The organism is Vibrio sp. 10N.261.55.C5 (assembly GCF_041470505.1).
GTDB lineage: Bacteria > Pseudomonadota > Gammaproteobacteria > Enterobacterales > Vibrionaceae > Vibrio > Vibrio crassostreae_C.
Window position 1 is genome coordinate 36,913 of record NZ_JBFRMS010000034.1, and the last position, 19,291, is coordinate 56,203.

13 protein-coding genes and 2 pseudogenes are annotated in these 19,291 nt (G+C 45.4%); 8 read left to right on the forward strand and 7 right to left on the reverse strand.

From position 1 onward, the window contains the following. Positions 1–14: 14 nt before the first annotated feature. Entirely contained in the window at positions 15–914 is a 900-nt protein-coding gene (locus AB4263_RS13745; protein WP_372098379.1) for a DMT family transporter, read from the reverse strand. Between the two features lie 124 nt (positions 915–1,038). On the opposite strand from AB4263_RS13745, the gene AB4263_RS13750 reads away from it, so the two are divergent. Next, complete coding sequence (locus AB4263_RS13750; protein ID WP_372098380.1) at positions 1,039–2,466, forward strand: PLP-dependent aminotransferase family protein; 1,428 nt, start codon at positions 1,039–1,041, stop codon at positions 2,464–2,466. A gap of 114 nt (positions 2,467–2,580) precedes the next feature. On the opposite strand, the gene AB4263_RS13755 is transcribed toward AB4263_RS13750, so the two are convergent. After that, the gene (locus AB4263_RS13755; RefSeq protein ID WP_017061666.1) at positions 2,581–3,129 is read right to left on the reverse strand and encodes a carboxymuconolactone decarboxylase family protein; all 549 of its coding nucleotides are present in this window, start codon (positions 3,127–3,129) and stop codon (positions 2,581–2,583) included. A 237-nt stretch (positions 3,130–3,366) separates the two neighbouring features. Next, a pseudogene (locus AB4263_RS13760) lies at positions 3,367–3,765 on the reverse strand (GNAT family N-acetyltransferase); the annotation flags it as partial. A 274-nt stretch (positions 3,766–4,039) separates the two neighbouring features. Between AB4263_RS13760 and AB4263_RS13765 the strand changes: the two are divergent. Beyond that, positions 4,040–5,203 carry an amino acid permease gene (locus tag AB4263_RS13765; protein WP_017061663.1) on the forward strand — a complete coding sequence of 388 codons (1,164 nt, stop codon included), beginning with the start codon at positions 4,040–4,042 and terminating at the stop codon, positions 5,201–5,203. A 121-nt stretch (positions 5,204–5,324) separates the two neighbouring features. Here AB4263_RS13765 and AB4263_RS13770 read toward each other — a convergent pair whose 3' ends face one another. Next, positions 5,325–7,304 (reverse strand): methyl-accepting chemotaxis protein, encoded by a 1,980-nt coding sequence (locus tag AB4263_RS13770; protein WP_017069791.1) that lies wholly within the window; start codon positions 7,302–7,304, stop codon positions 5,325–5,327. Between the two features lie 495 nt (positions 7,305–7,799). On the opposite strand from AB4263_RS13770, the gene AB4263_RS13775 reads away from it, so the two are divergent. Together AB4263_RS13775 and AB4263_RS13780 are read left to right on the forward strand one after the other, a co-directional pair. Continuing rightward, positions 7,800–7,973 (forward strand): hypothetical protein, encoded by a 174-nt coding sequence (locus AB4263_RS13775; protein WP_017061661.1) that lies wholly within the window; start codon positions 7,800–7,802, stop codon positions 7,971–7,973. Between the two features lie 139 nt (positions 7,974–8,112). Next, the gene (locus AB4263_RS13780) at positions 8,113–8,697 is read left to right on the forward strand and encodes a TetR/AcrR family transcriptional regulator (protein ID WP_017064940.1); all 585 of its coding nucleotides are present in this window, start codon (positions 8,113–8,115) and stop codon (positions 8,695–8,697) included. Between the two features lie 125 nt (positions 8,698–8,822). On the opposite strand, the gene AB4263_RS13785 is transcribed toward AB4263_RS13780, so the two are convergent. Further along, a complete protein-coding gene (locus tag AB4263_RS13785) occupies positions 8,823–10,688 on the reverse strand; it encodes a fructose-specific PTS transporter subunit EIIC (RefSeq protein WP_372098381.1) in 1,866 nt (621 codons plus the stop codon). A gap of 314 nt (positions 10,689–11,002) precedes the next feature. On the opposite strand from AB4263_RS13785, the gene AB4263_RS13790 reads away from it, so the two are divergent. Both AB4263_RS13790 and AB4263_RS13795 read left to right on the forward strand, forming a co-directional pair. Continuing rightward, positions 11,003–11,305 carry a PTS fructose transporter subunit IIB gene (locus tag AB4263_RS13790; protein WP_017064942.1) on the forward strand — a complete coding sequence of 101 codons (303 nt, stop codon included), beginning with the start codon at positions 11,003–11,005 and terminating at the stop codon, positions 11,303–11,305. Between the two features lie 7 nt (positions 11,306–11,312). Beyond that, positions 11,313–12,086 (forward strand): PTS sugar transporter subunit IIA, encoded by a 774-nt coding sequence (locus AB4263_RS13795; protein WP_017064943.1) that lies wholly within the window; start codon positions 11,313–11,315, stop codon positions 12,084–12,086. A gap of 155 nt (positions 12,087–12,241) precedes the next feature. On the opposite strand, the gene AB4263_RS13800 is transcribed toward AB4263_RS13795, so the two are convergent. Beyond that, positions 12,242–14,020, reverse strand: a complete 1,779-nt coding sequence (locus AB4263_RS13800; RefSeq protein WP_017090435.1) for a sodium:solute symporter family transporter — start codon at positions 14,018–14,020, stop codon at positions 12,242–12,244. 564 nt (positions 14,021–14,584) lie between these two features. Continuing rightward, entirely contained in the window at positions 14,585–15,424 is an 840-nt protein-coding gene (locus tag AB4263_RS13805; RefSeq protein ID WP_372098382.1) for a helix-turn-helix transcriptional regulator, read from the reverse strand. A gap of 379 nt (positions 15,425–15,803) precedes the next feature. On the opposite strand from AB4263_RS13805, the pseudogene AB4263_RS13810 reads away from it, so the two are divergent. Both AB4263_RS13810 and manA read left to right on the forward strand, forming a co-directional pair. Further along, positions 15,804–17,564, forward strand: a pseudogene (locus AB4263_RS13810) (fructose-specific PTS transporter subunit EIIC). A gap of 94 nt (positions 17,565–17,658) precedes the next feature. Then, positions 17,659–18,876 carry a mannose-6-phosphate isomerase, class I gene (manA, locus tag AB4263_RS13815; RefSeq protein WP_372098383.1) on the forward strand — a complete coding sequence of 406 codons (1,218 nt, stop codon included), beginning with the start codon at positions 17,659–17,661 and terminating at the stop codon, positions 18,874–18,876. The last annotated feature ends 415 nt before the right edge of the window (positions 18,877–19,291 follow it).

The following is a 19,291-nucleotide window of genomic DNA, read 5'->3' on the forward strand; positions in this document are numbered from 1 at the left end:
TTTTGGTATACAAACTACCGCTGTAACACTGTTCGTCTGCGAACCTTAATCCATTCTGGCTTCCTCACCACCAAATAAACTGCAGCTGCCGACAACGCAAAGCCCATCGCGCCATACATGTCGAACGACTCACCGAAAATAAGCCACGCTTGGATTGCTGTCGTCGGTGGCACCAAGTAAAAGACCGAAGCCACACTTGAAGATGCACCGTGCTCTACCATGTAAAGCAACAATAGGATGGCAACACAAGACAGAACGACCACCAGCCAAATTAGAGTCAACGTGAATTCTATCGTCCAGTTTACTTGCATAGTTTCGTAACGCATTGCGAACGGCAGAAACAACGCCGCAGAAGCCAAGTATTGCACCATCGCACCGCCGACCATATCTGTCCCCTGACAGAAGCGCTTCTGATACAGAGTGCCGCAGGTAATACCCACCAAAGAAACCAAACACAATAATGTTGCCAAGCCTTTTTGGTCGTCTGACTGCCATTCAATATTACCCATCAACACCAAACTAATACCCGCAAAACCAAGCGCTAATCCCAACCACTGTGCAAAATTAAAACGCTGCGAAGTACAGCTGATCATAATCAAGGCGGTCAGAATCGGTTGTAAGCCAACAAGTAGAGAGCTCAACCCGGCGGGCATACCCATATCAATCGCCAGATAGGTGCCACCAAGGTAGAAACCATGAATCAAGATGCCAACCACACTTGCGTGGAAGAATGCTCGACCACGAGGAATACGACGCTTAAGGATTGCAATCAAAACCAAGAACAGCGCCACGTTGGCCACCATCCTCAATGAAAGTAATGTTGCGGGTTCCGCGTATTCCACGCCAAGACGAGCGCCAACAAAGCCTGACGACCACAATATTACAAACACAAACGGAATCATTTTAATCAGCATTACAAACCTCTGGTCAACTCTTCATCAATGCTGTTACCTTAGTTGGGTACAGATAACTAATAAAGATACAGATATAACACTTTAAATGGTTACAGGTTGAGTGTGAGCTATGAGGGAGAACAACGTGGAAGCAGAAGTCAGCGGCAATAAATATCTCGCTACCGAACAACATATTAAGGCTCAGATTGATAAAGGGTTATTTCACCCAGACGATCGCCTTCCCTCGATCCGCCAATTAAGCGAACAATTGGGTGTGAGCAAAAACACCGTAATTCGCGCCTATCAAGAACTGGAAGCCACAGGCTGGGTTTATTCAGTACCTAAATCTGGCTATCGCGTGAAAGCACCGAACACCACCAGCTGGGATGCATCAAGCCAACCTCAAAAAGTCGATCTGTTGTCTGTCACCAAATCGGTACTCTCTCGTCCAAAAGGTCGCCTGAAACTGTTGGCAGGCTCCGCGCACCCGAACATCAACAATCCTGCGATTCGTAGCTTGTATGCCGAGATTGGCCGTCACAGTCGATTACAAACTCAGCTTCCCGGTTATTACCAACTACCCCCCGGCGACGAGCAATTAGTAAAGCAATTGTTAAAGATCACTCATGATCTTGGTGTGCCTGCGGGCTCGAAAGAGATTGCAATTACTCATGGTGCTCAACAGGCGATCAGTCTAGCTTTGCGTGCGCTCACCAAGCCCGGCGACATCGTGGCGGTCGAGTCGCCCTGTTATTTCGGTAATCTACTTTTACTTGAATCACTTGGCTTGCAAGCCCTTGAAATCCCAAGCAGCGTTAGCCACGGTATTGATATCCCATCACTACAGAGTGCGTTGGACAAATGGGAAGTGAAAACCTTACTGCTAACGCCAAACTTTACTAACCCAACCGGCTCAAGAATGCCATTGGCGAATCGAAAAGCATTACTGGAGATCACCGGATCTTTACCAATTATCGAAGACGATGTGTTCGGTAGCTTGGCATTCGACACACCAATCGCGAGCCTCAAAGAGCTTGATGATCAAGATAGAGTCATCTACGTCAACTCACTGTCTAAAACATTAGACTCACGCTTGCGAATCGGTTGGTTACTGTCTGGGCGCTACCAACCTTTGGTCGAAAAGTACCTTTTATGCGACAACATGGGCAGCTCAAATCTGATGCAATCCGCTGTGGGTCAATTTCTCACTACCGGCAAATATCGCAGTCATTTGTCTAAGATGAAGCGGCTCTACCAAACCAATCAAAAGCAATTCCAAAGCCTGTTAATACAAGCACTAGATAGCTACCCACACCTTGTCGGGCAATACCACCTATCAAAACCGGAAGGCTCTTTTTTAAACTGGATAACACTGCCTGAATCGGTCGATAGCTACGCGGTCTATCAAGATTGTTTGAAGCATAAATTGGGGATCTTACCCGGAACAGTATTTGGCACCAACGACCAATATAAACACTGTCTGCGCTTCACTGTCGCCAACATTGAAGAGAGCAAAGAGTGGAAAGAAGGGCTTGTGACACTAGCGAAGATAATCGCTAGGCACGTACGTTAGGTAACCTTGTTAATTCCATATTCAACCCAAACAACAAAGCCCCACTCAACTGAGCGGGGCTTTCATCATTATCATATCTTGAGTTGCTTAAATACGATGGTTAGTTAAATGCGATTAACCTTGCCAAGCGAACTGTTCAAATACTTTGTCGACTGGCGTTTTAGCAACGTGGTTTACGTAATTACTGATCACTTTCTGAGACAGGCCAAGAATCACTTCTAACACTTGTTGTTGACCGTAGCCCGCTTCGAAAAATGCTGCCATTTCACTTTCAGGCACATTGCCGCGGTTACGCACCATGCTCAGCGTAAAATCATGCAGTGCTTGCAGTTTTTCAGTGGGTAGAGCCGTGCGATTACGCAGTGCTTCGGTGATTGCAGGATCAACCTTCATTGAATGTGCGATACCTGTGTGCGCTGGAACGCAGTAGTGACATTCGTGTTCAACGTTGATGGTTTGCCAAACAACCGTTAGCTCTTCGGCATCGAAAGATGAGTCACTAAACGCCTGATGAAGCTGAGTGTAAGCCTTAAGTGTGTTTGGAGATTCAGCCAACACACCAAACAAGCCCGGCACTCTGCCCATCTGCTTTTTGGCGCCTTCAAGAATAGGTTGGCTTTGTTCTGGCGCGGATTCTACTGAGTGAATTTTGAAGTTGCTCATTGCTCTATCCCTATCAATTTATGGTTCTAAAGTAATTCAATCACGGAGCAATTAATGAATGTTCTCCGTTGGTGTGAAAACAATATAGATCAAACAAGAACGATCGTTCAAGTACCATTTTGAACACTCGTTCAGATTGTACATTGAAGCCTGACGGATATCTTTTGTTCATAACGAGAAAGCCCAACAGGCAACACCTGATGGGCTTTCTCTATTTCTCAATTTTTTTGCAAGCGGCTACCAATATTCTGCGTGAGCCAAGCCTTTAACACAGCTCGACTTTCCACTTGTTACTTTGACTTGACCACCAGTCAACGATTGAGCTAACCAACCGTGAGAGAAACTCAATTCAAATGGCGCTGGGACTTGCTCAACGGTAATTTTTCCAAAGCCCACTCTTGAATAATAACTAGGATCACCGTACGTCACTGCAAGCTCAACACCTTGATCTTTTAGAACCTGCAAACCGAAATTAATCAGTTGCTGGCCAATACCACGCTTTTGAACCTGAGTGCTCACCGCGACTGGTGAAAGCAAATATGCCTTGGTTTCATCGTCAAATGAAAGCGGCGTAAAGATAATCGCACCCACAATCGTACTATCCGCATCCGACTCACTAGAATCGTCTTCAATTAGCTCATAAACATACTTCTTTTTAACTGAATTTTGCCAATTTCTAAATCATTCAATAATGGACGAACGTTAACTAAACGATAAATAAACTCACCGAGTGAATACTTAAATCAACCACACATATACACCAGAAATTCCTGCTTAAATTTTTTAGAAAAATTCAAAATTTATTAGAAATTAACCCCTAACTTTACTGAGTATTTTGTTAGTCTTGGAAACAATTATTTACAATCCAAACAAAATTTAATTGGATCGCTTGAGGTTGTTTTTCTTGAATATGAAATTATTCGGCAGTTCTTTGATTCTGTCAGGAACTGCATTAGGGGCTGGCATGCTCGCTATTCCCATGGTGTTGGCCCAATTTGGCTTCATGATCAGCTCAGTGCTGATGCTACTTATCTTTATCGGCACCACATACTCTGCACTCCTCCTGGCAGAAGCATGCACTAAAACTAAAGACAACAGTGGCATGAGCAGTGTTGCTTACCTCACTCTGGGCAGCAAAGGTAAACACTTTATCAATGCACTCTTTTACCTGTTGCTAGTATGCATGTTGATCGCTTATATCTTGGGTGTCGGTGACATCATTCATAAGCTACTGCTCGACGTTGGTGTCGATGTATCAGCATCCGTTGCGTATACCATTTTCAGCCTATTGATGGGTGCTATCGTCGTCTCGGGCAAGTCTTATATCGACAAACTGAATCGCGGGCTATTCATCTTGATGGTCGTGATGCTGTTTATCGTTATCGCGTCATTATTTAGCAACATTCGCCTTGATTACCTAACTCAAACCAGCCAATACACGGCCAACGACGTGGTGCAATACAGCGCAGTTATCTTTACTAGCTTTGCCTCTATGGTGGTGATCCCGTCACTGGTTATCTACAACCGTGAAGCAACTCAAAAGCAGATCCGCAATATGATTCTGCTAGGCTCAGTGATTCCATTAATTTGCTACCTAACTTGGTTATTCGCGATTATCGGCAACCTTGGCACAGACGCGATAAGCCAGTTCCACAATATCTCTGAGTTGATCTCTGCGTTCAGCGGCCAATCTGCTTGGTTGAAAGTGGTGATCGCTCTGTTCTCTGCTCTGGCCTTGGTGACTTCTTTCCTCGGCGTGTCGATGGCGCTTTACGACCAAAACAAAGATGCGGTGACCAACAACAAAGCGTTGGCTTATGCGCTAACCTTCATCTTACCTTTGGTATTAGCTGAGCTGTTCGCTAGCCAGTTTGTAAGCATGCTGGACTATGCAGGCATGGTCCTGGTGTTCCTAGCTATCTGGGGCCCACTCGCAATGGTAGTTAAGGTTCGCAGACCTGACTTCCCTCACCTACAAACCGAAGGCAGCTACACAGCAGCCGGTGGCGACACGGCATTAATGGCGACATTTGGTTTTGGTGCGTTGATTTTCGTGTCTTGGTTTATGGGGTAGATCCCCATTGAATGGACTATCTGTTGCCATTTAGAAGACAGCAGATACAAATAGCCCGTTAGTCCTGCTATTAAAAGTAGAGACTAACGGGCATTTTACTTCTTATTGGAGTGCTTGCTAGTTAGCTCTTAAACGTACTCGCAATATCTTTCAATGAAGCTGCTAACTGAGCTTGTTCTTTGGCTGTTGCAGCTATTTGCGTTGCACCTGTCGTAGATTCTGTCGACTTCTGCTCTACTGCCATGACGTTTTGAGCAATATCTTGAGTCACTACCGCTTGCTCTTCGGTAGCGGTTGCGATCTGCTCAGTCATGCTAAAGATCTCGCTCACCGATGCTGAGATACCTTGTAAGGTGTGTTCCACCTCTTTTGAATCCTCAACCGCTTTAGACGACATCTTCTGACTGTTATCAATCACATTAAACGCGGTTTGCACATCAGACTGTAACGAGCTGATGAAACCTTCAATTTCAGCTGTCGACTGCTGAGTACGCTGTGCTAACGTGCGAACTTCATCAGCCACTACCGCAAATCCACGACCTTGCTCACCCGCTCTTGCCGCTTCAATTGCCGCGTTCAATGCTAACAAGTTAGTCTGTTCAGCGACGGACTTAATCACATCAATCACACTGTTGATGTTATTACTGCTCTCGTGTAAGTGCGTGATCTTTTCCGCTAGATCATTAATTTCAGATGCCAGTTTTTCGATAGAGTGGTAAGAGTTTTGAACCGTACTCAAACCTTCTTGAGACTGCTCATCGACCAGTTTAGCGGAACTTGCTGTCTGCTGAGTTTTAGCCGCGACTTCGTTCACCGTTGCTGATAACTCTTCTGTCGCCGTCGCAACCAAGCCAATTTGGTCTTGTTGTTGCACTAGCGTGTTCGAATTGTAGTGACAGGTTTGTGAGGTTTCTTCAGCGGCTGAAGCTAAGGTCAGACTCGACTGAGACAGGTTGTCGATAACGTTTGAAAACTTCTCTAGCGTTTCGTTGAGTGCCGAAGAGATCTGTCCAAGCTCGCTGTTGCCAACGAACTTAGCGCGAACTGTTAAGTCGTTGTCATTACGAACCTTAGACAACATCACTGTAAGATCTTTTACTCTCATCGTCAGGTCGCTGATCGCCTTATAGCTCACGAAGGTCGCGAACAAGGTTATCAAAGCAAACAGACCAATACTCATCATCATCGCAGACTGCGCCTCTGACATTTTTTTCTCTGTCAGTGCGATAAGCGACTCTGCTAGGCGGTTTTCTGTTTTCTTTAGCTGAACAATACGAGCGGTAGATTGCGAGAACCAGTACACAGGATCAACATCAAAACCGCTCATCTTAGATTCAGCCAAACCACGAAGCTTTTCTACTTCTGCCACCGAACGATCATTCAATTGCTGTTCAAAGAAACGAACGTTAGCTGGGTTACTCAATACCTCAAAGTTTGAGAAATAGGTATTTTGCTCAGTCACCAAAGAGATGAATTTAACCAACATGCCTGGGCCAAATTCATTTTTAGAGAAGGTATTATTTAGGACAGCACGCTCGATACCCGCTCGCTCTTTACCTTGTAAAAAGTTGTAGTAAGCGATGGTTTCAGTGGTGATGGCAGCATCAGAGCTAAGCTCAGCAATTAACGCCGATACGCTCAGCAGCTTTGCATTAAGTTGGGTGTAATAACCCAAAGCCTCAGACAGCGGAATCGATTGAGAATCGACCCGATTACGAATAGAAGTAATTTGATTTAGGCTTTGGCTTATTTCAGTGTTCAGCCGAGTGATCTGCGGTAAATCGATTTCAGCAGATTGCCAGTATTCGGTTTTCAGATTACGTCTATTATCTGCACTGGCTCTTTGTGCACGTAGTTCACTGACAAACTTAGTGCCCTGTGAGCCGATAAAACCGGCAGTCATTCCACGCTCTTTTTGTAACTCATGCACAAGTTCACTGTACACAACCGACAAACGGGTAAGTTGGTTTAATGAAGACAATTCACTGGTGGTTTCTACGCCTTTTGAAATCGCAGAAACGCTAAGCCATAGAAATCCCAAGATCGGTAAAATAAGCAAAGCGATGATTTTTTGCTTAAAAGACATATCGGTTAATTTCATTATCATTTCCCTAGCAGCTAACAAATCTTTTCAGTCATCTAACTCGCACACCCTTAATAAGATGCGCCTCAATTGTGACTATATAATTATTCAACTTGATCAATGTGCATCAATTACCGTGCTACACAGATCGCGATGCGATGAAGGTAACATTTAACCTTACAAAATTCATTGATTTACCGATAAAACTGTTAGCTAAGCGACCTAACGATACCCAAAACACATGCGACAACATTTTATTGACGTAAGCGACTGAAATCTGACACACTTTAACTACCCAAAAGGGGTAGGCCTGCACCAATTATGTGCTCAGAGAAAACAATCTATTCAGAACTAACTATAGATTCAACGCTCACCAGCGATTGATTCACAACTAATCAACTCCCTATTCTGCGCTGATTAACTGTCTATTCCTCGTTAACTAAATATGTATAATGCCGAATTATCAAAGTAGAGATTCGCAATAAATATGCGACAACAACTGAGAGATATTGTATGGATTGTCCCGCTTGCGAAGAACATATCGGTTGGGAATGGGTAGAAGAAGCGGCTATTGAACCCAATGAGGAATTCGATTGTCCAGAGTGCGAAGCAACATTGATGTACACCATCGATGAAGGCACCTACTACGGCGCTCAGCACAAGACCGTAGAAGTTATTGATGATTAAGATTATTTCCTGATGATCTGGATGTTTTATTAACTCTTTGATGTTCTAAGCCTGCGCAAAGCAGCTAAACACACCTTTACTAGAACGGGCGTTCAGCATAAAATATTGAACATATGTTCAGATTAATGAAGTAGATGTTATGGCTAAGACCGCTAAGTTCGATAGACAAGACGTAGTAGATAAAGCAACGAACCTGTATTGGGAAAAGGGCTTTCATGCGACTTCTATGCGCAACCTGCAAGACGTGATTGATATGCGTCCGGGCAGCATCTACGCGACGTTCGGCAGCAAAGAAGGTTTGTTTAAAGAGACGCTTGCTCGCTATACCGAACTTGGCATCCTGAATCTGAACCGCTTCCGCAGTGAAACAGACTCTCCAATCAAAGCGCTCGAAAGCTTCGTCAAACGTGCTGTGGTCGAATCAAAACAAAGTTCGCCAAATGGCATGTGTATGCTGGCAAAAACGGTAGCAGAACTGACTGATGAACACGCCGAATTATTAGAAGAAGCAAAGAAATCACTCAAAATCATGGAAGGTGAGTTCGCTAAGCTGATCGCAGAATCACAAGAATTGGGTGAGATAAGCAAAGAGCGTGAACCGACTCAGCTTGCTCGTCATGTTCAGGTTCAAATCGCAGGCCTGCGTACCTACGCCAAAACCTGTGACGATATCGATTTACTCAACTCAATGGTTGAAGACGTATTTAAGTACCACCCTTTTTAGCGTCTGACCTGACTGATTGGGCACAATACAAAAAGACTCCACTTTCACCTTAACCAGCATGAGCGGAGTCTTTTTAGTTTTGATCTAGTTAATTTTATAGATGATAAACTTTGCGGTTTAAAGAGTTACACCTTTCTCATGATCAACGCCTGAGCATTAAGCATTGCTTCCTTAGTACTGACATCCAAGGTTTTCACGTTCGCAAAGCGTTCAACTTCTTTAATCGCCACATCGTGAGCAAAGATCACCAACCTCGCCCTTTCAATGTCTTTCTGGGTAATGCGATTACCTATTCCGTTGGCACCTTGGGGTTCGACTTTAATCCGAACCCCAAGATGATGCGCCGCCTTTTCTAAAGACTTCGCCGCTAAGAAAGTGTGGGCAACACCAGATGGACAAGAAGTGATCGCCAATACATCTGCTTGCCCTTCTTCCGTTACCGAACCACAGGTCAACTGATTAGAATTCACTTCACCTTCGACCACGTTCTTCTTCAGAAGAATCACGATCAGGGCTGTCGTTAGAGCCCCCGCTAGTGTGCCAACGATATAGCCAATCTTGCCATCAACCACTGGCAACACTATCCATCCACCCCATGGTGCATGGTTCACTACATGGAACATAAAGCCAACCACGTTACCGACAATGCCACCAGCAACAACCGCAGGCAGAACGCGCGCAGGATCGGCGGCAGCAAAAGGAATCGCGCCTTCACTGATGCCAATCATACCCATGATACCCGCCGCTTTACCTGCTTCACGTTCGTCTCTTTTGAATTTCTTTGGCGATAAGAAAGTCGCCAATGCCATACCTAGCGGTGGCGTACAAATCGCTATCCCGACACCGCCCATCAACCATGGTTGAGTATTCACCTGAGTTTGGGCAAACAGCGTTGCTACTTTATTGATCGGGCCGCCCATATCAAAGGCCGTCATTGCACCTAAAATACTGCCCAATACCATTTTTCCGGAGCCTGCCATGCCCGTGAGCATTTGGTTCATCTCGAGCATTACTTGGGCTATAGGAGAGCCAATCACCCACATCACCGCACCGCAAGTGACGAAGGTGCCAACTAGTGGATAGATAAAGATAGAACTCAGCGAGATCATGCTGTCTGGCAGTTTGATCTTCTTAAGGAGGTTCACCACAAAACCAGCGAAGAAACCGACCACAATTGCACCGAGAAAGCCGGTATTGTATTGATTCACCGCAACCCAAGAACCAATCATACCGGGCGCTAAACCCGGTTTGTCGGCCATTGAATACGCGATGTAACCACCGAGCACCGCTGTAAACAGGGTTAACCCCGCGATGCCCATCTGTGCGATATCTGCTAACACACCGCTTTCAGGTACTGCACCATGACCCGACATCATCACCGACAAAGACAAAAGCACACCACCTGCAACCACGAAAGGAATCATGTGTGAGGTGCCGTATAATAAGTGTTCTTTGAGGCGATTAAGAGATTGTGCCCAAGGGCTTAGTGGTTCGACATACACTTCATGATGGCTAGATGCGTAGCTATCGAACGATTCTGAATTGGCTTCAAGAAACAGCTCTTGAGCTTCCTCGACAGACTCCACCGCCTTTAATTTTGTAACAAAGCCATCTTCGATAAGCCTGGTCGAAATCTGAGCCAGTACCTCGATATGGTGGTCGTCGTTGTTGTCTGGTGAAGCGAGCATAAAGAACACATCCGACAGCTCGCCGCCGTCTGCGCCATAATCGATGCCAGAACGGCTGATACCTACCGCCACCGCAGGTTTAGCTACGGCAGCACTTTTCGCGTGTGGAATGGCGATGCCATCGTCAAAGCCAGTATTACCGATGGCTTCACGCTTCCAGATGTCGTCAAGAAATTCACGTTTATTAGAGAGCTTACCGGCACGGTCGAGCAGTTCAACAAGCTCTTCAAATACCGCCGATTTTGAGTCTGCTTGTAAATCTAAGCAGATAATCTCGGGCTCGATAATGTTGGTGATATCCATATGCTGCTCTGCCTCGCCTGATTTCAGACTGAAGTAATTACGTAAGTGATAAGGTTAATAAGATGAAAAGATTAACGGTGTGAAGGCACTCAATATATAGGACGAAAGGTGCATTAACTGGATTATTGTAACCAAGAACTCAGAGTGTGACTTTCACCTTGGAATAAAAAACGCCAATCCATAAAATCCACAGAACCCATAACAATATCGTCCCTCCGCCATGCGAGCTTTCTATACTGGATTTTCCATGCAAGATAGCTTTTCCAAGGTAGCTTTTGTAACGTAACAGGGACGAGATTAAGCCGAGAATAATAATGAGAATTGTAGCGGTAACTGCGTGCCCTACAGGCATTGCGCACACCTATATGGCAGCTGATGCTCTAAATAAAACAGCCCCTAAGTTCAACGTTTCAATCAAGGTTGAGACGCAAGGCGCTATGGGTATTGAAAACTTACTGACCGCCCAAGATATTACCCTCGCAGACAAAGTGTTGATCGTCTCTGATATCGACATCGAACAACCAAACCGATTTGACCCAGCTAAAACCTTATTCATTCCCATGGAAGAGGTATTGTTGAGTATCGATAAAGTCTTTATTAAGCATTGTCGAACTTAAACTTTTCATGAACGAATACCAGATCACCTTCTTCGTTAACGATCCTGCCGCGAACTCACATGTCGCGCAGCCGCTGACTCGCTTAGCGAAGAAATTCAAAAGCAACATCCGCATTATCAACATCACTCAAAATCGAACCGCTGATCTCTCCAAATCCGTCGCGATGCTGCAAGTAGGTTTACTTCGTGGTGATTTGTGCCAGATAACCGCGGTCGGTATTGATGCGGAGCTTGCCTGTTTCGTTCTCAAAGACATAATTGCAGAGCATTACGACATGGTTGGCTCACAGGTGAGCCATGAGTTCTCTAGCGATCTAATTCAGCGAATGCCACAAATATGCCCACCTTGTGATATCAAATGGCACCACGCTAAGGCGCAAACCCAACTGACCAAATTTGAGTGCTTGAAAGGGCTCGCTCACCTTGTTTACCCAGAAGACCCAGATGAATTGATTCTGGCATTTATTAAGCGAGAAGAACGCTCTTCAACCTGCGTGTCACCGGGTATTGCACTGCCGCATGTAATGTTTGAATCGACTCAAGATCTCTCGATTGCGGTTATCGTCAGTGACGACCCAATTGACTGGGCATCACGTATCGGCGAAGTGCATGTGGCCATTGCTCTTGTTCTGCCAACCAAGCCACAGCGTGAGCACATTGTCGCGGCGACCAACCTAACTCGAAACCTGCTTCACGATCAGGTCAATGAACGTCTGCAAAAGACTCGAAGCAGTGTCGACCTACAAGCCTTGTTGATGTACATCTCGTCACGCCTTATCTAATTCATCTCTTCTGGTCAAACTCAAAGCATCCATTAATCCCCTGTTGTGACACCTATCCAATCGTTATAAGCTCATTTTCTCATACAATAAAAAACGGCTGAGCATTAGAGCTCAGCCGTTTTATGTTTAATTACTTGTTTAACTGGTTAGCTAACTTAAGCTGTTTTTTTCGCTTGTTTCGCATCCTCAACCGAGTCGTCTACAGCTTTCACTAACAGTAGACCAACGATAAACACGATACCACCACACAGTACGAACATCATTCTTCCCCAGAATGGGTTCGGTAGAGCAAACATCGCCATCACTGCCACACCAGACACTGCGATCAATGAACCCAGCATGTGACGTTGTTTGTTATCCAGTTTCTTCTGCGCGGTTGATTCAGAGACCAAAGGTGTCGCAAGGTTAGTGAAGAAGGTATCAACATCTTTCTGACGAGACGCTTCCAGTGGTTTGTAGAACAAAGTCGAAAGAATAAAGAAGCCGCCTGTAAACGTTAAGTGAGCAATCAGGCCTACCGCTACTTTCAAATCAGACCATTCACGACCTGTTAGCGGCTCTAGGTTGAACCAATTTTGTAGCATTTCAGCGGTAATCACGAAGCCTACGATGTAAGACACAATCGCGCCAACCACTAACGTGCCCCAACCTGCCCAGTCCGGAGTCTTCTTAATGAAGAAGCCACAGAATGCTGGAATCGTCATTGGGAAACCGATTAATGCACCGACGTACATCATGGTGTCGAACAGACTCAAGCCTTTCAGTGAGTTAATAAACAGTGCGATAAGGATGATAGCGACACCGAAAACCGAAGACATCAACTTAGACACAACCATCAACTCTTTCTCTGTCGCGTTTGGACGAAGAATCGGTTGGTAGAAGTTGATTACAAAGATACCAGAGTTACGGTTTAAGCCTGAGTCCATAGAAGACATGGTTGCCGCAAACATCGCTGCGATTAGAAGCCCCACCATACCCGCAGGCATGTATTGCTCTACGAAGTAAAGGTAAGCAAAGTCGCCTGCTTTAGAACCTGCGTCTGGGTAATGTGCTGCAAGGTCAACGCCTTGTCCTGCTACAAACCAAGGTGGCATGAACCAAATGATTGGACCGATGGTCATCAGAATACACGCTAGCAGAGCGGCTTTCTTCGCGTTCTTTGAGTCTTTTGCCGCTAGGTAACGGTAAGAGTTCAACATGTTGTTGGTGATACTGAACTGTTTGAAGAAGATGAAGAATGCCCAGATACCGAAGATGCTTACGTAGTTCAGGTTGTTACCAGAAACGAATGACGCGCCTTCTGCTACAGGGAAATCGTTGATGATTTCAGTAACGCCGCCACCTTGTACGATAGCCACTGCAGCACACGTTACGGTTACCGCCATGATAATAACCATCTGCATGAAGTCAGACGCGATAACCGCCCAAGAGCCGCCCGTTACCGACATCACCAGTACAACAAGACCAGTCAGAACGATGGTTGTCGTCATGTCGAAGCCAAAGATGCCCGATGCGATGATCGCCAAACCGTTCAGCCAGATACCTGCAGAAACAATACTGTTCGGCATGCCAGACCAAGTAAATACTTGTTCGTTGAAGCTACCAAAACGCATACGAATCGCGTCAATTGGCGTTACCACACGCAGTTGACGGAATTTCGGAGCGAAGTACAGGTAGTTCATCAGGTAACCAAATGCGTTCGCTAAGAAGATAACCGCGACAGCCATACCATCGGCATACGCTTTACCCGCTGCGCCAGTGAAGGTCCAAGCACTGAACTGTGTCATAAACGCAGTCGCGCCAACCATCCACCAAAGCATGTTACCGCCCCCGCGGAAATAATCACTGGTTGTACTGGTGAACGTTCTAAACATCCAACCTATTGCTATAAGGAAAAGGAAATAAATTCCTACGATCAGAGTATTGAGTTCCATGTATAAGTCTTCTTTATGATGAATATCTGAAGATCATATTATCTATAGAATTTTTAATTTGTAGTATTATAAGTCAAGGTTGTGATGGGGCGTATAAACCTGAATATTTGATTTCGAGACATGAATTACACGTTAATAAACAAAGAATAAGCCGAAGCGAAGTAAGCATTTAAAATCAATAACTTAAAAACATTTAAATCAGTAAGCCGGACAACAACAACAAGATTTTATCGTCTCGATAAGTGGTTTTTAATTTACTTATCATCCATTAAATGCATCGCGTTAATACATCAACCCTCACACGTTTAATTCAATAAATAGGCAACGAAAAACAATAAGCAACTCGCAAAGCGAAGCCTTAATGTTATTAATTGGGTTTATTTAGTGAAACGGGATAAATAGAGAACGTGCCTAAAGATAGGTTTGGAAATAAGGTATAGAAATAAACAGCAGAGGAAAACACAAAGCAAATTGATCACCACAACACAGAGCTCACTGTGGTGATCTAGTCATACAAATTTCGGTCGTATAAGCTCTGGTCAAAAATGGCAATTTGAAGGGATATTAGATTGAACCACGATATTCAGTCGGGGTTCTTCCGGTGCGGTTTTTGAATACTCGGCAGAAGTAATTCACATCCTTAAAGCCACAACGTACCGACACTTCATTGAGCTTGAAATTGTATTTCTTGAGCATGAACTTGGCGCGGTCGATTCGCACACGTGTAATGTATTCAGCCAGCGTCATGTGGCCTTGTTGACGAAACATTCGCGACAAATGGTTGGATGAAATACTAAAGCGCAAAGCGATGCTGTCTCGCGTGATCTGGCGGTGGAAATTCTCTTGGATATAGATACAGATCCCTTGATACACATCCTGTACGCGGCTGTGATACTTCTCGACAGGCGCATCCAGCATCGTCTTGCTGTATTGAAGCAACGCTTGCAGCAATAATTCATCCATCGGCTGCTTGTTGCTCTCGCGCGCTAACGAGCTGAGCGCCTCCAAAATATTATCAATCGCAAAGCCAGAGCGAGTCTGAATACTATGCTTTTGGATATCGTAGAAGCTCTCTTCCCCTTTGCGCTTGCTCACCAAGCTTAAACCAAGCTGACGACGCCCAAACAACATACTCAGTACCGAACAATCAGTATCCCAGTTCGGCTTGTTCCAACAGTTAGGCGGGATGAAAATCGCATCCCCTGCTTTCGCAACAACATTGGTGATCTTGCGATCATGACTCTCCATTTCATTAATATACTCACCGTCGAGCACCAGCTCTAAACGCGGAAAGTTCACCTGATAACTGGATGCTGAAGGCGTGTGAAAATCTCCCGCAAACCAGATGTTATGAAACGGTTCTCGCTCGTTTAATACCGACGAGATTAGGTCATGAAATATCATTGTTTCGAACTCTTATAAGCAGCAATAAGGCTACGGGAATAGATATACTCCTTAGTGAAACATAGCGCTATTGAGCAAAATCACAATTTGAGATCTAGGTTACAAAAATCCAGTAGTGGAAATAAATCTCCAGTCTAAGGCCAGATTTAGAACACTGTTATCATGATAGAAAAATCAATCTAAGCCCTTATCAATAAAAGCGTTATAACCTCATAAAAGCTGTCAACACTCCCCCAAACAGGCACTCCTAACCGATCAAAATCACACTCCATTTATAAGGCAACAATCATCCAGTAAATGCATTTTTTCTTCACTACAGAAGGCAAGCCGTAGATTCCAGAATACCCCTAACAAAATAAAAACAGAGTAGGGGTTCATTATGATCACGACATTGATCAACCAAAATTTGATTAAGCTTTCGCTTAGCGCTAATTCAAAAGAAGACGTATTTAAAGAGCTGATCGAGGTGCTGTACGCACAAGGTCGAATTTCAGACAAAGCACAGTTCCTTACCGACATTAAAGCTCGTGAAGAACAAGGTAATACCGGATTTGAAGAAGGTATTGCTCTGCCACACGCGAAAAGCGCTGCGGTCATCAAACCCGCGGTTGTTATCGGTGTCCATCAACAGGGTATCGAGTACGGCGCCGATGACGGCCAGCCATCAAAACTGTTCTTCATGATTGCCTCTCCTGATGGCGGCGATAATCACCACATCGAAGTACTGGCAGAGCTTTCTTCAAAATTGATTGAAGAAGGTTTCATTGAAAACTTCATGAATGCTCAATCTGAACAAGCGGCATTAGAGCTACTGCTTACCAAACCTGAACCTGCTGAGACAGAAACCAATGTTGAGAAGCAAGGTTTCATCATTGGTGTGACAGGCTGCCCAGCTGGCGTCGCACACACATATTTAGCAGCCGAAGCACTAGAAAAAGGCGCGGCGGCTCTTGGCTACGACATCAAGGTCGAAACCAACGGTTCTATTGGCGTTAAGAACAGCCCAACTCGAGAAGAGATCGAACGCGCAGATGCGATTGTGGTGGCTTGTGACAAACAGGTCGACATGGCTCGCTTTGCCGGAAAATGCGTTATCAAAACCAACGTAAAAGCGCCAATCAAAGACGCGCAAGGCTTGATTAAGCAAGCACTCAACGCGCCAAGCTACCAAGCAGAACAAGCACCGACCAACCAATCTGTTGCAGAGAAAGCCTCGCAAGCACGTTCAGACCTTTACCGTTACTTGATGAATGGCGTATCTCACATGATCCCAATCTTGGCTGGCTACATTGCTTACGCGATTGCTGACCGCCCTGCCCTAACCCCTGGCTTAATTGGCGGCTGGATTGCCAACAACGGTTCTTTCTATGGCGCTGACGCAGGTACTGGCTTCATTGGCGCAATCATCGCGGGTTTATTAGTGGGTTACTTCGTTAAATGGATTACTTAGTTTAACTACCACAAATTCGTTCAACCGCTTGTGCCTATCATGATCGCTCCGATCACTGGCTCTTTGTTCATCGCAGGTTTGTTCATTTTTGTTATTGGCGCACCTATCGCTGGGCTGATGGATGCGCTTACTGCACTACTAACGAGCATGAGCACAGGCAACGTGGTTCTGCTTGGCATCGTCCTTGGTGGCATGGCCGGTTTCGATATGGGCGGCCCATTCAACAAAGTAGCGTTCCTATTCTCGGTCGGCATGATTGCTAGCGGTCAAACTCAATTCATGGGTGCAATGGCGTGTGCAATCCCTGTCGCTCCCCTTGGTATGGCTATCGCAACCAGACTTGGCCGTAAGTTCGACCTATTCGAATCTTCTGAGATTGAAGCAGGTAAAGCAGCAGGCGCGATGGGCTTGGTGGGTATCTCTGAAGGTGCGATTCCATTCGCGGCTCAAGATCCAATGTCAGTTATCCCAGCCAACGTGCTTGGCTCAATGACTGCTGCGGCAATGGCGTTCTCGTTTGGTATCACCAACAGTGTTGCTCACGGTGGTCCAGTGGTCGCTCTACTTGGCGCAATGAACTACCCACTGCTAGCACTGTTGTGCATGGCGTCTGGTGCAGGCGTAACTGCGGTTACTTGTATCGCACTTAAAAATCTACGCAAAGCCAAGCTAGCAACAGCAGCGGCTTAAGCCATTTCAACTCCAATGGCTTGAGCCCACTCTAGTCTCGCATTTCATTAAGCCGAGTAGAGCTCAAGCCATGTTTCCCTTCATGGTGATTTCGATGTCTGATTTTTCTTTAGCGAACGATTCGTTCGTCCAACGTTTTTTCTACCCTATGACTAACGTGATTCAAAACTACGCATGGGGTAGCCCTTCTTCGTTTAGCCAACTGTTTGGTATTGATAACCAATCTGGTGAGCCGCAAGCGGAGATCTGGATGGGTGCTCACCCGAATGGTTGCTCAATGGTGAACGACAACGGCCAGCAAACCACATTGTCGAACTTGATTTCTAAGAACCTAAACCTGTTTCTGAGCGAGAAAGTCGCAAGTCGCTTTGGCGAACTGCCTTACCTTTTCAAGGTATTAGCGGCTGAGAAAGCGCTGTCTGTTCAAGTACATCCAAACAAACAGCAAGCGGAGTCTGGCTATGCTCTTGAAGAGCAGCAAGGCATTCCAATGACAGCTGGCAATCGTAACTACAAGGATCCTAATCATAAGCCAGAACTGGTGTATGCCCTAACGGACTACACGGCGATGAATGGCTTTAGGTCGATCAGCGAGATCCTTGAGCACTTCCATTACCTCGATATTCCTGAGCTGCACTCGATGGTTAACGACCTCGCGGGCGATCAAACGCCTAATGGATTAGCGAGCTTCTTCGCGAGTTTATTGGCTTTGCAAGGTGAACAAAAAGGCATGGCGCTGACCATGTTGTTGATGAAGGCGAAACTTTCAGATGCCCCTGTGTTCCAGTTGATTTCAGAGTTGGAACAACAGTATCCGGGGGATGTCGGCCTGTTTGCTCCGCTGCTATTGAACGTTATCACGCTAAAGCCGGGGCAAGCCATGTATCTGGATGCCGAGACGCCCCACGCTTACATCAAAGGCACGGGCTTAGAGATCATGGCGAACTCAGACAATGTATTGCGCGCTGGGTTAACGCCTAAATACATGGACGTGAATGAACTGGTTTCTTGTACTCGATTTAAGGAAAAGCCTGCGGATAGGTTACTGCTCAGCCCGATAGAGCAAGGTGATGTGATGGAATACCAAATTCCAGTCGAGGATTTTAAGTTCTCTATCGTGCAAAACTCACATCAGCGACGGATCACTACCGAAGGTGCCGAGATCCTACTACCTCTCGACGAATCTATGGTGCTTACTCACCAGTGCGGCGAAACCTGCGTGATAGAGAAAGGCCAATCGGTATTCATTCCTGCTTATGCTGAGAGCTACAAACTGGACTGCGTTGGCCGAGTAGCGCGTGCTTACAGCTAGCTCCCTTAGAACTCAGTACAAAGTCTTACTGCCCTGCTCATGCGGGGCATTTTTGTTTCTGATGAGGCCGCTCGGCGTGTCAAAAACATAATCAAAAACACCATCAAATATGACCCATCTCACACTGGATGAATGATGCAAATCACACTTAATTTTGCTTGGTACAAATGTACAGTGAAGGGCTTTTATTTGCTATTTCGCGAATGCCGTTAATCCATTAATTTTAATTCAAGAACTTCAATAGTGAATGAGTTAATAAATGGTCACACAGCTAACTAACGTCAACTTAATTAATAACAACCTTCAAGCGAATAATAAAAAAGAACTGTTTGAAGAATTGGCAAGCATGTTATTTGAAAACAACCGAATCAGTAATAAAGAAGCCTTCTTGGCAGACCAGGGCGCGAGCACACTT

Coding starts and splice junctions, on each gene's coding strand:
- AB4263_RS13745 (WP_372098379.1), bottom strand. CDS start 914: ATGCTGATTAAAATGATTCCGTTTGTGTTTGTAATATTGTGGTCGTCA.
- AB4263_RS13755 (WP_017061666.1), bottom strand. CDS start 3,129: ATGAGCAACTTCAAAATTCACTCAGTAGAATCCGCGCCAGAACAAAGC.
- AB4263_RS13765 (WP_017061663.1), top strand. CDS start 4,040: ATGAAATTATTCGGCAGTTCTTTGATTCTGTCAGGAACTGCATTAGGG.
- AB4263_RS13770 (WP_017069791.1), bottom strand. CDS start 7,304: ATGAAATTAACCGATATGTCTTTTAAGCAAAAAATCATCGCTTTGCTT.
- AB4263_RS13775 (WP_017061661.1), top strand. CDS start 7,800: ATGGATTGTCCCGCTTGCGAAGAACATATCGGTTGGGAATGGGTAGAA.
- AB4263_RS13780 (WP_017064940.1), top strand. CDS start 8,113: ATGGCTAAGACCGCTAAGTTCGATAGACAAGACGTAGTAGATAAAGCA.
- AB4263_RS13785 (WP_372098381.1), bottom strand. CDS start 10,688: ATGGATATCACCAACATTATCGAGCCCGAGATTATCTGCTTAGATTTA.
- AB4263_RS13790 (WP_017064942.1), top strand. CDS start 11,003: ATGAGAATTGTAGCGGTAACTGCGTGCCCTACAGGCATTGCGCACACC.
- AB4263_RS13795 (WP_017064943.1), top strand. CDS start 11,313: ATGAACGAATACCAGATCACCTTCTTCGTTAACGATCCTGCCGCGAAC.
- AB4263_RS13800 (WP_017090435.1), bottom strand. CDS start 14,020: ATGGAACTCAATACTCTGATCGTAGGAATTTATTTCCTTTTCCTTATA.
- AB4263_RS13805 (WP_372098382.1), bottom strand. CDS start 15,424: ATGATATTTCATGACCTAATCTCGTCGGTATTAAACGAGCGAGAACCG.
- manA (WP_372098383.1), top strand. CDS start 17,659: ATGTCTGATTTTTCTTTAGCGAACGATTCGTTCGTCCAACGTTTTTTC.